The organism is Rhizorhabdus histidinilytica (assembly GCF_900167915.1).
In the GTDB taxonomy this organism is placed as follows: Bacteria; Pseudomonadota; Alphaproteobacteria; order Sphingomonadales; family Sphingomonadaceae; genus Rhizorhabdus; species Rhizorhabdus histidinilytica.
Genome location: NZ_FUYM01000004.1, coordinates 503930 through 517519 on the forward strand (window position 1 = coordinate 503930; position 13590 = coordinate 517519).

Consider the following 13590-nt stretch of genomic DNA (forward strand, 5'->3'; position numbering starts at 1 on the left):
CGACACCCCCGGAACGCCTCACCCGACGGGGCCTAGCAACCGCCCTCCCCTCCTGAACATGTGCGCAGTGGCCGTTTGCGATCGATATCCTTTTGGAGACATCGCCGACCGGCTGGTGTCTGGGAATCACCAAAACGGCTGTCATGATAAAAAATATCATTATTTTTCAATATAATAATTACAACTTCCTGCGGCTGCACTTCGGAAGGGCGCTATTTTGATTTGGTCGATCACTTCGCATATTGTAGTACATGTGACATAGAAAATTTATGTCGTTGGACTTAGGGAGAGCGAGATGACCGCTTGGGCTCAGCAGATGCAACTCACCGCCGACGACGCGGTCTTCACCGGCCCGGATGTCGCTCTGATGCGCGTTCTGATCGCCGATGGCGCGACGGACGCCGGCGCTGGCCCCGGCCTGTCGCTGATGGACCAGGCGCGGATCGCCGCCGATGCTGCCGGCCCCGCACTGATCGATCGCGTGTCGCAGCCGCTCGGCCGCTATGGCCAGGCCGGATCGGCGATCCTCACCTCCTCGACACTGCGGGTCGCGCTTGCCTCGATGAACACGATCGCCCCGCTGCTCAACCTCCGACACGAGCTGGTGCTTGCCTCCTGTTCGGGCGACGGCGTGGTGCTGTTTCGGCCGCTCGCCGGGATCGACGCGCCGGTCCGCGACGCGCTGCTGCCGCTCGACGCCGCCAAGGTCGCGCTGTTTCTCGCCCAGCTTCTCGACGGCACCGACAGGACCGTCCGCCTCGTCGCCCCGACCTGCTGGATCGCCGGCTTCGCACAATCGCTGGCATTGGCCGATCGGGTCGAGCTGATCGAGAGCGACATGTTCGAAATCCGCGTCCCCGGGGCCTCGGCGACCATGCCGCTGCCCGGCCGCTGCGTCGCCGGCCATGCCCGGTGGATGCGGGGCTGCATCCGCAGCATCCGCGACATGGTCGAGGATCGGCTGCTGGAAAGCGTGCGGCGGCTGGTCAACGCGGCAACTGACGACTCCCCGTCGTTGGGCGACGTCGCCACGCGCCTGCATCTCTCGGCGCGCACGCTGCGCCGGCGCCTGGCCGATCGCGGCGTCAGCTTCATGCGGATCGTCGACGAGGAGCGCCGCAGCCTGGCGCTGCAATATGTGATGGGCGGCGAGATGACGGTGGAATCGATCGCCGAGCGGTTGGGCTATAGCGAGAGCGCCAACTTCCGCCATGCCTTCCGCCGCTGGACCGGCTCCTCACCGCGCAACTATCTGGCGGGCGGCAGGACGCTCGAAGCCGCCCAGGCCTGATCGATCGCCGCCCTCGACCAAGCCCTCTGCGCCCCCCTCGGCCGAGGTTTGATCATGGGAAAGGGCCAGCACCTCAGTGCCAGGCAAGCGCGCGACGACGAACTGCCTTACACCCCCATACCCTGAAGCCAGGCGCCCGCACGCCCCAAACGCAACATCCCGCCGATCCGCGCGAAAACATCGATCGCCCAAACAGACACTGGCGACAGGTCGCATCAATCGACCGCAATTTGCCGCGAGACGCCCAGAATCCTCGGCTTCTGACGGCTGAAACCGAATAGCTGGCCATTATCGAGCAGCTGCGGCAGGTTCATCCCGCGCGCGGCCTCGCCGCTGGTCGCCCGCGACGACCAACCTCCGCCATCACCCGAAGCCCCCTCCTTGGGGGCGATCGAGAATTCCCCGCCTCCTCGCCACGCCTCGCGCCGCCCAAACTCGATCGGGTGCGACGAGTCCTTGATACGTCTGGATTTTCGGTCGGTGCTCGTGGCGCGGTGGCGAAATAGCTTTTCCCAAAACTAACAATCGCTAGTCCATAAAAAGTCTATTGAAATATGATTGATAATATGCAAAATAGGCTTGGCAGGTTGCATGGCTGCGTCGTGGCCATGCCGCCGCAACGAAGGGGAGACGTCGGAACGGTTCGCGGGGCGGGAATGCCCGTGGATCTTGCGGCCAGCACCGCGTCAGGGAGGTCAGAACATGAATAGATCACATGCCGGACGGATGAAGTTGCTCTGCGGGGTCGCTCCCCTGCTGTTGCTGGCCGCCGGGACGGCCCATGCAGAGACCGCCGCGGCGGAGACCATCGAGACCGCGGGCAGCGATGGCGCCGGCGAGATCGTCGTCACCGCGAACAAGCGCGAGCAGTCGATCAACAAGGTGGGCCTCGCCATCACCGCGCTGAGCGGGGACGCGCTCAGGTCACAGCGCGTCGTCAGCCTCGCCGATCTCGCCAACACGATCCCGGGCCTCAGCTACGCGCCGTCCGCGACGCAGACGCCGGTCTACACGCTGCGCGGCGTGGGCTTCTACGAGACCTCGCTCGCCGCCTATCCGACCACCAGCGTCTATGTCGACCAGGTGCCGCTGCCCTTTCCCGCGCTGAGCACCCACGCCAGTTTCGACCTGGAGCGCGTCGAGGTGCTGAAGGGGCCGCAGGGCACGCTGTTCGGGCAGAACTCCACCGGCGGCGCCATCAACTTCATCGCGGCCAAGCCGACCGACACCTTCGCCGCGGGCGGCGATATCAGCTATGGCCGCTTCAATCGGGTCGAAGGCAATGCCTATGTCAGTGGCCCGTTGTCGGGCACGATCAAGGCGCGCCTGGCGCTGACCGGCGCGCGCGCCGACGATTGGCAGTACAGCTACACGCGCAAGGACAAGCTCGGCGAGGTAGGATATTATGCGGGCCGCCTGATCGTCGATTGGCAGGCCAGCGAGCGGCTCGATTTCGAAGTCAACCTGAACGGCTGGCGCGACAAGAGCGACCCGCAGGCGCCCCAATATCAGACCCTCCTGTCGCAGTCGCCGACGACGACCGTTCCGGGCTTGCGCGCCTTCCCCTTCTCACCGTTCGAGCCGCGCGCCGCGGACTGGACGCCGAGCACCCGGCCCCATGCCGACAACCGCCTCCTGCAAGGATCGGTGCGCGGCAATTGGGAGGTCGTCGACGGCGTCACCGTCACCGCGATCTCCTCCTATGTCGACTACAAGCCCGATCAGGGGTTCGAGACCGACGGCACCACCTTGATGGCCGACGACTTCATCATCGATCGCGGCCGGATCAAGTCGTTCAGCCAGGAGCTGCGCGTCGCGAACAGCGATCGATCGGACTTCCGCTGGGTGGTCGGCGCGAACTATGAGAAGAGCCACGTCTACGAATATCAGCTCCAGACCTTCTCGGACATCAGCACCGCCCCGGTGTTCGGTTACACCGGAGCCTATGTCTATTCCGACCAGCACATGCGCAACTACGCCTTCTTCGCGAACGGCGAATATGACCTGTCCGACCGGTTCACGGTCAAGGCCGGCGCCCGCTACACCAATGCGCGCCGCCGGGCTGCGACCTGCACCGGCGATCCGGGCGATGGTTCCTTCGCCGCCGCGTTCGACGGCCTCGCCAATGCGATCCAGCTCGGTTTCTTCCCGGTCGCGGGCTTCACGCCCACCGGCGTGCCGGTGCCGCCGATCGGCGGCGGCTGCGCGCCGCTCGACAACACCACCGAGGATGGCACGCCGGCGACCTATCTGCCCGGCGAGTTCAACGACACGCTGAAGGAGGACAATATCTCCTGGCGCGTCGGACTCGACTACAAGCCGGCGAGCAATGTCCTGCTCTATGTCAATGCGGCGAAGGGCTACAAGGCGGGCAGCTTCCCGATCGCTTCCGCCGCGACGTTCGAGCAGTTCCTGCCGGTGACCCAGGAATCGCTGATGTCCTACGAGGCCGGCTTCAAGCTGACCACGCTCGACCGCAAGCTCCAGGTCAGCGGCGCGGCCTTCTACTACGACTATAAGAACAAGCAGCTCCGCTCGAAGATCGTCGATCCGATCTTCGGCGTGCTCGACGCTCTCGACAACATTCCCAAGTCGCGCATGATCGGCGTCGAACTCGACAGCAGCTTCACGCCGGTCCGAGGGCTGACGCTCGGTGCTTCGGGGAGCATCCTCGACAGCAAGATCACCCGCTTCGTCGGCCTCGACACCGCGGGCGGCGCGATCGACTATAGCGGCGCCGTCATCCCTTATACCCCCAAATATCAGCTCCGCCTTTCGGCCGACTATGTCTGGGATATGGGATCGGCCCAGCCTTTCGTCGGCATCGTCTTCTCCACCCGCAGCAAGGCGCTGGCGAACATCGGCGGATCGCGCGGCCTCGTCATCACGTCGGACTTCGCGTCGTCGGTACCGGTCGATCGGACCTATACCATTCCCGGCTACTCGCTGGTCGACGTGCGGGCCGGCGCCCGCTTCAACGACGGCCAGTGGAGCGTCACGCTGTTCGGGAAGAACGTGTTCAACAAATATTACGTGACCAACATCTTCACCGACTACGACACGATCGCCCGGTTCGCCGGCCAGCCGGCCACCTATGGCGTGACCTTCGCGTTCAAGTTCCAGTGACCCGATCGGGGCGGGCGCCGCAGCTTGCGGTTGTCCCGCCCCGTCTCCGCCGATAGCGTTGGCGCGGGATCGAACAGCAGGGCGATCGAAGTGAAGTTTCCTGCCTTTGCCTATGCCGTCCCCGAGACGATCGAGGAAGCGCTCGAGCTGCTGGCGTCGGACGCGGATGCGAGGCCGCTTGCCGGCGGCCAATCGTTGCTGCCGATCATGGCGCTCCGGCTGGCCGCGCCCTCGATGCTCGTCGACCTCGGCCGGATCGACATGCTCCGCCAATGCGTCGTCGGGCCGGACCGGATGAGAATCGGCGCGATGCGCACCCATGCGGCCAACGCCGCCTGTTTCGACGTCTGGGCCCAGCTTCCGCTGATGTCGGACGCGCTGCACCATGTCGCGCATCAGGCGGTGCGGAACCGGGGCACCTTCGGCGGCAGCCTTGCCCATGCCGATGCCGGCGCGGAGATGCCGCTCGTCGTCTCCGCGCTCGACGGCGCGATCATCCTGCGCGGCCCGCATGGCGAGCGCAGCGTTCCGGCCGCCGACTTCTTCCAGGGCCATTACACGACCGCCATCGAGCCCGGCGAGCTGCTGGTCGCGGTCGAGCTTCCCTATTCGCCGCTGCAATGGGCGTTCGAGGAATTCGCCCGCCGTTCGGGCGATCTCGCCGTCGCCATGGCGGCGGTCGGCGTCGATCTCGACGGCGACGTCTGCCGCGACGTCCGCATCCTGCTCGGCAGCGTCGGCGAGCGGCCGATCCGGGCGCACGACGCCGAAGCCTTCCTGCGCGGCCGCCCGCTGACACCGGGAGCGATCACGGAGGCGGGGCGCATGGCGGTCGCCGGCGTGGCAGCGCGCTCGGACATCCATGCCGACCCGGCCTATCGGGCGTCGATCGCGGCGGTGCTCGTATCCCGGGCGCTCGACCGCCTGGCGAGAGGGGACTTCTGATGCGACGCGCGGATGTGGGTGATCGGCTCGAGACAATCGCGCTTGTGAACGGGCGCGAACGGCGCTTCAGCGTCCTGCCGCGCACCAGCCTGGCCGACGCGCTACGCGACGAACTCGGCCTGCACGGCGTCAGGGTCGGTTGCGAGCATGGCATCTGCGGCGCCTGCACCATCCTGGTCGACGGCCGTCCCATGCGATCCTGCCTGATGCTCGGCGTTCAGGCGGACGGCGCCCGGATCGAGACGATCGAGGGGCTGGCGCAGGGCCAGCAGCTCCATCCGCTGCAGGACGCCTTCCGGCGCCACCATGCGCTGCAATGCGGCTTCTGCACCGCAGGCTTCCTCGCCACCGCCCAGGGGCTTCTCGACGAGAATCCCGATCCGACGCGGGAGGAGGTTCGCGAGGTTCTGTCGGGCAATATCTGTCGCTGCACCGGCTATCAGACGATCGTCGACGCGATCATGGAGGTCGCCGCCCAGCGCATCGCCGATCGGCAGGCTGCGGCCGGCCAGACCGGCATGGAGACGTCCGATGGCGACTAAGGCGGACGTCGCCAACATCCGGCCGCAGTCGATCGGCACATCGATCCCGCGCCGCGAAGATCCCGGTCTGCTGACCGGCCGCACCCCCTATATCGCCGACATCGCCCTGCCCGGCATGCTGCACGTCGCGATCCTGCGCAGCCCGGTGGCGCATGGCCGCATCGTCGGGGTGGACCTGTCGGCCGCCCGCGCGATGCCGGGGGTCGAGCTGGCGTGGAGCGGGGCTGACGTCGCGCCGCGCTGCGCCGGGATCATGGCCAGTCTCGACCAGAAGGGGTTCGTCGCCACGGTGCAACCCCTCCTTGCGCAGGAGGAGGTCTGCTTCATCGGCGAGGCGATAGCGGTGGTCGTCGCGACCTCCCGAGCCGAGGCCGAGGACGCGCTGGAGAAGATCGACATCGATGTCGAGGAGATCCCGGTCGTCGCCACGGTCGATGCGGCGATGACGACCGGCGTCCTCGCCAATGCCAAGGTGCCCGCCAACCTCGTCTATCGCTCCGATCGCGTCACGGACGACGTCTCGGATGCGTTCGGCGCGGCGGCCGTGGTGGTGGAAGGCTGCTTCCATACGCCGCGCGTCAGCGCCAGCCCGATGGAGACCCGGGGCTTCGTCGCGCGGCACGAATGGACCACGGGCCAGCTGACCTGCTGGGCCGCGACCCAGATGCCGAGCTTCATCAAGACGATGATCGCGATCCATCTCCAGTTCCCGGAGCAGCAGATCGAGGTCATCACGCCCCAGGTCGGCGGCGGCTTTGGGCAGAAGGCGCACCTCCATCCCGAGGAATTGCTGGTCTGCCTGCTGGCGATCGAGCTCGGCCGCCCGGTGCGGTGGATCGAGGACCGGCAGGAGAATCTGTTCCGCGCCACCCATGCCAAGCAGCAGGTCAACGAGATGGCGCTGGCCGTCGACCAGGAGGGCCGCTTCCTCGCCCTGCGCGACCGGGTGACCACCGACGGCGGCGCCTATAACAGCCTGCCCTGGACGCATCTGGTCGAAGGACATTGCGGAATCCTGGTCGTCACCGATCCCTACCGGGTGCCGGCGCTCGCCGCCGAGACGATCTCGGTCGCCACCAACAAATGCCCGATCGGCGCCTATCGCGGCGTTGGCTTCTCCGCCCCCACGCTCGCGCGCGAGGTGCTGATCGACCGGGCGGCCCGCGCGCTGGGCCTGTCGCCCTTCGAGATCCGCCGCCGCAACCTGATCCGGGAAGAAGACCTGCCCTACACGACCCGCGCGGGCCTGCGCATCCGCGAAGGCAGCTTCCTCGCGACGGTCGACCGGCTCGAGGCGATGATCGGCTATGAGGCCTTTCGCGAGCGCCAGGAAAGCGCCCGGCGGGAGGGACGCTATCTGGGGCTCGGCATCTCGATCTTCAGCGAGATCAGCGGGATCGGCACGCGCGCGCTGAACTTCCTCGATTTCCCGATCACTTCGCACGACACGGCGACGGTACGGGTCGAGCCCACCGGCAAGGTGACGGTGACGACCGGCATCGTCACCGCGGGGCAAGGGCATCTCACCACGCTCGCCCAGGTCGCCGCCGATGCCTTCGGCGTGCCGGCCGAGGACGTCACCATCCTGTCGGGCAGCACCAGCCACGCCGTCGGTTTTGGGACGGTGGCGAGCCGCTCGGCGGTGTTCGGCGCGGGCACCATCGGTCGCGCCGCCGAGATGGTGCGCGCCAAGATGCGGGCGATCGCGGCCCGGCTGCTCCAGGCGGCACCCGAGGAGATCGAGCTGAGCGGGGGCATGGTCCATGTGCGCGACGATCCAGGCCGCGGCCTCCCCTTCGCCTCGGTTGCCGGCGCCGCCTATTTCGCCGAAGGCACCCACCCGGAGGATTTCGATCCGACGATGGAGGCGACCGCCGCCTTCGACCCGGCCGACATCGTACTGGCCAATGGCGGCCATGCGGCGATCGTCGAAGTCGACGTCGCCACCGGTCAGGTGCGGGTGGAGAAGATGTTCGCGGTCGAGGATTGCGGCCGGATGATCAATCCGATGATCGTCGAAGGGCAGATCCGCGGCGGCATGGCGCAGGCGGTCGGCATGGTCCTGCTCGAAGAGCTGATCTACGACGATAATGGCCAGCTCATCACCACAACCTTGCAGGACTATCTCCTGCCCACCGCACTCGATGTTCCCGACATCGAGATCGCGCATCTCGAGACGCCATCGACGCTCGTCCCCGGCGGAATCAAGGGGATGGGCGAGTCCGCGATGATTTCGGCGCCCGCCGCGGTGGCGGGGGCGGTCAACGATGCGCTGGCCTGCCTCGGCGTGACGATCGAGCAATTCCCGGCCTCGCCCCGCCGTGTCTTCGCGGCCGTCGCGCGGGCGGAACGGACATAACCGGATCATGAACCGCTCCGGGCGCGGCAGACAGGATTGAGGAGAACAGCATGCGGTTCCAGTACAGCTTCCGGCTACCCGTTCCCGTCGAACAGGCCTGGCCCATCCTGCTCGATCTGCGGCGGGTCGCCCCTTGCATGCCCGGGGCGGCGATCGAGAGCGTCGACGGAGACGATTATGTCGGCCGGATGAAGGTCAAGATCGGTCCGATCGAGATGGCCTATCGCGGCGATCTGCGCTTCCTCGAACGCGACGATGCGGCGCGGATCGTCAAGGTCGAGGGGATCGGCAAGGAAGTGCGCGGCGGCGGCGGTGCCAAGGCGCTCGTCACCATGCGGGCGGCGGCCGACGGTGCCGGCTCGATGATCTCGATCGACAGCGAATATTCGCTGAGCGGCAAGGCGGCCCAGTTCGGCACCGGCATGATCGACGAGATCGCGGGTAAGCTGATGAAGGAATTCGTCGCGCGGCTCGAGCGGCTGCTTCAGGCGCCAGCCGCTCCGCCACGCGCGCCCACCGCCGGCATGCCCATTGCCGGTATGGGCGGCGCGGCGCACCCCGCGCGGGCCGCCCCGGCGGGCGCCGACGCGGATTTCACGGCGACGGACGACAATGAGGCCCTCGACCTGGTCGGGCTCGCCTGGGGACCGGTGCTGTCACGAGCGTTGCCGGTGGTTCATTTCGCGGTATCGGTCGCGACCTTGGCCTATCTGATCTTCTGGCGCTGACGACGTCGCCCGGGCGGCGCTGGTTCACCGCCCTTGGGCTTCGTCTGCGGAGCTGGCCTTCGATCAGGCGTCCGAGTTCGGGGTGATGGTGGCGCTGTCGCGCGCCGCCTCTTCGTAGACGCCGGTCAGGATCGACAGGAAGCGGGCCATCGATTCGAGTTTCTCGGGAGCTTTCTGGATCTCCTGGAGCCGCTCGATCAGGATGTGCGCCTTGATGTCGTGATATTCGTCGGTGACCTTCTCGCCCAGCTCGGTCACCGTGTAATTGAACTGGTTGCCCTTGCCGTCGCGCACCTTCTCCACCAGGCCGATCGATTCCAGCTTGCGCAAGCTGTACTGGATATTGGGAATGTCGTCGCGGTTGATCAGTCGGGCGATCGTCGCGCTGTTCTTGGGCCTGTCCTGCATACGGATGACATGCAGGATGATATGCTCGGCGAATTTTATGTCACCACCAATGGTGATCATGCCGGTCGTATAAACGAACCGAGTAAAAGCCTCATAAAACCGAATGAGAGACCATTCGAATTCCGTCGTTTTATATTCGAAGTCGTTCTTGGCCAGGTGCCAACCGCGATAATATTTGGGTTCCATTTCACCGTCCAGCATGGGTTGCGCGGCAGATTCCCCGGTCGATGCCGTCGTCCCTGAATAGCCTCTGGGCGGCTGCATGACAATCCAGCTTTAAATCCATGTGAAAGATAATCGATTTTCAATCGAAAATCTATTGACTAATCGTTGTGATTCGATGATGCTCATCCTCGTCACGGCGAAGGATCGCCTTGCGGTCCGGCGCGAGCGCCATCAGTCAGGGATTTGGGAAATGAGCGATTTCGACGGTACGGTCGTGCGGCGACGGCGATCGGGCGAGGCAGGCGGGACGGCGGCGCGCGTCAACGATACGGGACTGCAGAGCCAGTATCAGCCGTACAAGGATGCGGCCTGGGGCTTCGTCAACCATTGGTATCCCGCGCTGTTCAGCGAGGAACTGCCCGAGGATGCCGTCGAAGGCGTCCAGATCTGCGGCGTGCCGATCGTGCTGCGCCGGGCGGAAGGCAAGGTCTTCGCGCTCAAGGACCAGTGCGTCCATCGCGGCATCCGCCTGTCGGCCAAGCCGACCTGCTTCACCAAGGACAGCATCACCTGCTGGTATCATGGCTTCACCTTCGACCTGGCCGACGGCAAGCTCTCGACGATCGTCGCCAACCCCAGCGATCCACTGATCGGCACCACCGGCCTCACCGCCTATCCGGTCGAGGAAGTCGCCGGCATGATCTTCGTTTTCGTACGCGACGACGATTTCCCGATCGAGGACGTGCCGCCGCTGGCGGAGGACCTGCCCTTCCGCTTCCCGGAGAGCAGCGAGCGCTTCCCCCATCCCCTGTGGCCGGCGTCGCCGAGCCTGCTCGACGAGGGCGCGGTGGTGAAGGGCATGCACCGCACCGGCTATGCCGATTGGCGGATCGCCTGCGAGAACGGTTTCGACAATGCGCATATCCTCGTTCACAAGGACAATGCGATCGTCCATGCGCTCGACTGGACCCTGCCGCTGGGCATCCTCCCCACCGCCGAGGATTGCATCGAGGTGGTCGAGGACGAGGGCGGCCCCAAGGGCCTGATGCAGTGGCTCTTCACCGACAAATGGGAGCCTGTGCTCGAGAATGAGCGGCTGGGCCTGAAGGTCGAGGGGCTCAAGAGCCGGACCTACCGCACCTCGGTGGTGCTGCCAGGCGTGCTGATGGTCGAAAATTGGCCCGAGGAGCACGTCGTCCAGTACGAATGGTACGTCCCCATCACCAGCGACACCCATGAATATTGGGAAATCCTGGTGCGAATCTGCCCGACCGAGGAGGAGCGCAAGGCGTTCGATTACCGCTATCGCACCTTCTACAAGCCGCTCGCGCTCAACGGGTTCAACGACTGCGACGTCTATGCCCGCGAGGCGATGCACGACTTCTACGCCGACGGTACCGGCTGGGACGACGAGCAGCTCGTGTCGACCGACGTGTCGCCGATCACCTGGCGCAAGGTCGCATCGCGGTGGAACCGCGGCATCGCCAAGCCCGGACGCGGCGTCGAGGGCGCGATCCCGACGACCAGCATCCGGATGCGCCGCGCGGCCGAGGGGGTTCCGCCCGGCTACAAGGTCGAGAAGATCGAGGACTGATCGGCATGGCCGTTACAGCGCCTGCAGGCCCGCCGGCCGCCGCCACAGGATGCGACACGCGTCACATCGAGTTCCGCTACGCGGACGGAGCGCGCCGGACGCTGGATGTCGATGCCGGGCGGCCGATCCTCGATGCCGCGCTCGCCGCCGATATCCCGCTGCTGCACCAGTGTCGCTCGGGAAGCTGCTCGAGCTGCGTCGCTCGCCTGGTGCAAGGGGAGACCCGCCAGCATGCGGGCGGCCGCTCGGCACTGCTGCGGAGCGAGCATGAGGCGGGGCTGCGCCTGCTCTGTCAGGCCGAGGCAGCCGCCGACTGCGTGTTCGACCTCGACTATGACAGCGCCGCCGGCGCCGGCCGGCCTCGCAAGGCCAGCGCCTTCGTCGACCGCGTCGAGCGGGTCGCGTCCAACGTCGTCCGGCTGCGGCTGGAACTGGCGGCGGACCATTGGGTCGATTTCCAGCCGGGCCAGTTCTTCCAGCTCCGCATCCCGGGCACCGACATCGTCCGCAGCTATTCGCCCGCGAGCACGTCCGCGGCGCTGCCGGCGCTGGAATTCCTGATCCGCCTGCTGCCTGGCGGCGCCATGTCGCAATGGCTGGTCGAAAGCGCGCAGATCGACGACGTCGTCGAGATCGAGGGCGCCTTCGGGGCCTTCTTCCTGCGCGACAAGGTGCGGGCGCCGCATATCTTCGTCGCCGGCGGCACGGGGCTGGCGCCGATCCTCTCGATGCTCGACGCACTGCGCGCCCAGCCGGGGCGCAAGCCGCCCGCGCTGCTGAGCTTCGGCTGCACCGATCCCGCGGCGCTGTTCGGGCTGGACGAGATCGCGCTGCGCCGCACCTGGATGCCCAACCTCCAGGCGCGCATCTCGGTCGATCGCGACGCGGAGGGCGATCTGCTGCTGGGCACGCCGGTGGCCGCGCTTTCGCAGGCCGACGTCGGCCATCCCGACACCATCGCCTATCTGTGCGGCCCGCCGCCGATGGTCGAGGCCGCCCGCGCGCGGCTCGAAGCCTTCGGGGTCCGCCCGGCCAACATCCTGGCCGAGCAGTTCGTGGCCAGCACCGCGTCCGGAGAAGCGGCATGACCATCACCATTCCGGTGCCGTTCGGGGAGGAGCGCCAGCGCTGGCTCGACGCCACCGTCGCGCGGCTCGATCCGGCGCGGCTGCAACGACTGCTGTTCGGCCTCACCGACATCCACAGCCCGACCGGCGCCACCCGCGCGGCGAGCGAGTTCATGGCCTCCACGCTGCGCACGATCGGCATGGACGCGCGCTATCTGCCGATGAACGACCGCAGCGGCAACGTGCTGGCCGAGCGCCGGGGATCGGGCGGCGGCGCCGCGGTGATGCTCTACGCGCCGATCGACACCCATCTCGAAGGCAATGAGGACGACCAGCCCTGGGTGGGGCCGCCCGGCTTCGTCGATCTCGCGCCCCGGGCGCAGGCCTCGGGCGATTGGGTCTATGGCCTCGGCGCGTCCAACCCGAAGGGCATGATCGCCACCCTGGTCGAGGTCGCGACCGCGCTGATCGAGGCCGAGGTGCCGCTGGTCGGCGACCTGCTCGTCGGCCTCGCCGATGGCGGCATGCCGGTCAACATCGCCGCGCGCGACAATGCTGGCATGTCCAGCGGCGTGCACCATCTGCTCGCCCGCGGCGCGGCGGCGGACTTCGCGATCATCATGAAGCCGTGGAACTTCGTCTATCACGAGGAACCCGGCATGGGTTGGTTCAAGCTGCGGGTGCTGGGCAGCTACGGCTATGCCGGCGTGCCGCGCGGGACCCCGGGCTTCCGCAGCTCGATCCTCCCCGCCGCGCGCATCATCCCCGAGCTCGAACAATGGCTGATCGACTATGCCGACCGCAATATGTCGGGCGTGGTCAAGCCGCACGGCTGGATCGCCGGCATCCGTTCGGGCTCGGTCGAGCGGCCGTCCTTCCCGTCGGCGGTCACCGAGATATTCTTCGACGTGCGGATCAACCCGCGCACCAGCCCGGCCGAGGTGAAGGCACAGTTCGCGCGCTTCGTCGCGGACTGCCGCGCGCGGCATCCCGATATCGAGCTGGAATGGGAGATGTACGGATCGGTGCCGGGCGGCACCACCGACCCCGACAACTGGATCATCCAGTCGGCACGGCGCGGCTGGGAGGCCGTCGAGGGGCGGCCGCATCCCGAACCGGACCCGCTCGGCGGCCAGACAGACGGCGCGGCGCTGCGGCGTTTCGGCGTGCCGACCGCACGTATCGGATGGCCCTGGCCGGCGGCAGGATCGCCCGAACCGGTGGCGGAAGGGCTGGGCGGAATGGGGGCTACCTTCATCCCCGACCTGATGCCCTGCGCCCGCAAGATCGCCTACGCGCTGATCGATACGCTTACCCGGACCCGGGCCGAACTGGGCTTGACCAAGCAATGAGAGGGAGAGGCTG

General features: G+C 66.9%; 10 protein-coding genes. 9 read left to right on the forward strand and 1 reads right to left on the reverse strand.

The genetic code is table 11. From position 1 onward, the window contains the following. Positions 1–295 precede the first annotated feature (295 nt). The 6 genes from B5X82_RS11760 to B5X82_RS11785 all read left to right on the forward strand — a co-directional run bounded on the left by B5X82_RS11760 (position 296) and on the right by B5X82_RS11785 (position 8991). Positions 296–1291: a helix-turn-helix transcriptional regulator gene (locus B5X82_RS11760; RefSeq protein WP_079648344.1), complete on the forward strand. Its 996-nt coding sequence runs from the start codon at positions 296–298 to the stop codon at positions 1289–1291. Between the two features lie 702 nt (positions 1292–1993). Further along, positions 1994–4417: a TonB-dependent receptor gene (locus B5X82_RS11765; RefSeq protein WP_079648345.1), complete on the forward strand. Its 2424-nt coding sequence runs from the start codon at positions 1994–1996 to the stop codon at positions 4415–4417. A gap of 90 nt (positions 4418–4507) precedes the next feature. Next, positions 4508–5362, forward strand: a complete 855-nt coding sequence (locus B5X82_RS11770) for an FAD binding domain-containing protein (RefSeq protein WP_079648346.1) — start codon at positions 4508–4510, stop codon at positions 5360–5362. Continuing rightward, positions 5362–5904: a (2Fe-2S)-binding protein gene (locus B5X82_RS11775; protein ID WP_079648347.1), complete on the forward strand. Its 543-nt coding sequence runs from the start codon at positions 5362–5364 to the stop codon at positions 5902–5904. The genes B5X82_RS11770 and B5X82_RS11775 overlap by 1 nt, the downstream gene beginning before the upstream one ends. Beyond that, positions 5894–8263: a xanthine dehydrogenase family protein molybdopterin-binding subunit gene (locus B5X82_RS11780; RefSeq protein ID WP_079648348.1), complete on the forward strand. Its 2370-nt coding sequence runs from the start codon at positions 5894–5896 to the stop codon at positions 8261–8263. Before B5X82_RS11775 ends, B5X82_RS11780 begins: the two co-directional genes overlap by 11 nt. Before the next feature lie 50 nt (positions 8264–8313). Further along, positions 8314–8991 carry an SRPBCC family protein gene (locus B5X82_RS11785; protein WP_079648349.1) on the forward strand — a complete coding sequence of 226 codons (678 nt, stop codon included), beginning with the start codon at positions 8314–8316 and terminating at the stop codon, positions 8989–8991. A 63-nt stretch (positions 8992–9054) separates the two neighbouring features. Here the strand turns inward: B5X82_RS11785 and B5X82_RS11790 are convergent, their stop codons facing one another. Further along, positions 9055–9663: a winged helix DNA-binding protein gene (locus B5X82_RS11790; RefSeq protein ID WP_235862669.1), complete on the reverse strand. Its 609-nt coding sequence runs from the start codon at positions 9661–9663 to the stop codon at positions 9055–9057. Positions 9664–9814: 151 nt separating this feature from the next. Between B5X82_RS11790 and B5X82_RS11795 the strand changes: the two genes are divergently transcribed. The 3 genes from B5X82_RS11795 to B5X82_RS11805 are packed head-to-tail and all read left to right on the forward strand — an operon-like array spanning position 9815 to position 13577. Continuing rightward, entirely contained in the window at positions 9815–11158 is a 1344-nt protein-coding gene (locus tag B5X82_RS11795; RefSeq protein WP_079648399.1) for a Rieske 2Fe-2S domain-containing protein, read from the forward strand. Positions 11159–11163: 5 nt separating this feature from the next. Further along, positions 11164–12246 (forward strand): FAD-binding oxidoreductase, encoded by a 1083-nt coding sequence (locus B5X82_RS11800; protein ID WP_079648351.1) that lies wholly within the window; start codon positions 11164–11166, stop codon positions 12244–12246. After that, on the forward strand, positions 12243–13577 hold the full coding sequence (locus tag B5X82_RS11805) for a M20 family metallopeptidase (protein WP_079648352.1): 1335 nt from the start codon (positions 12243–12245) through the stop codon (positions 13575–13577). The genes B5X82_RS11800 and B5X82_RS11805 overlap by 4 nt, the downstream gene beginning before the upstream one ends. Positions 13578–13590: the final 13 nt, after the last annotated feature.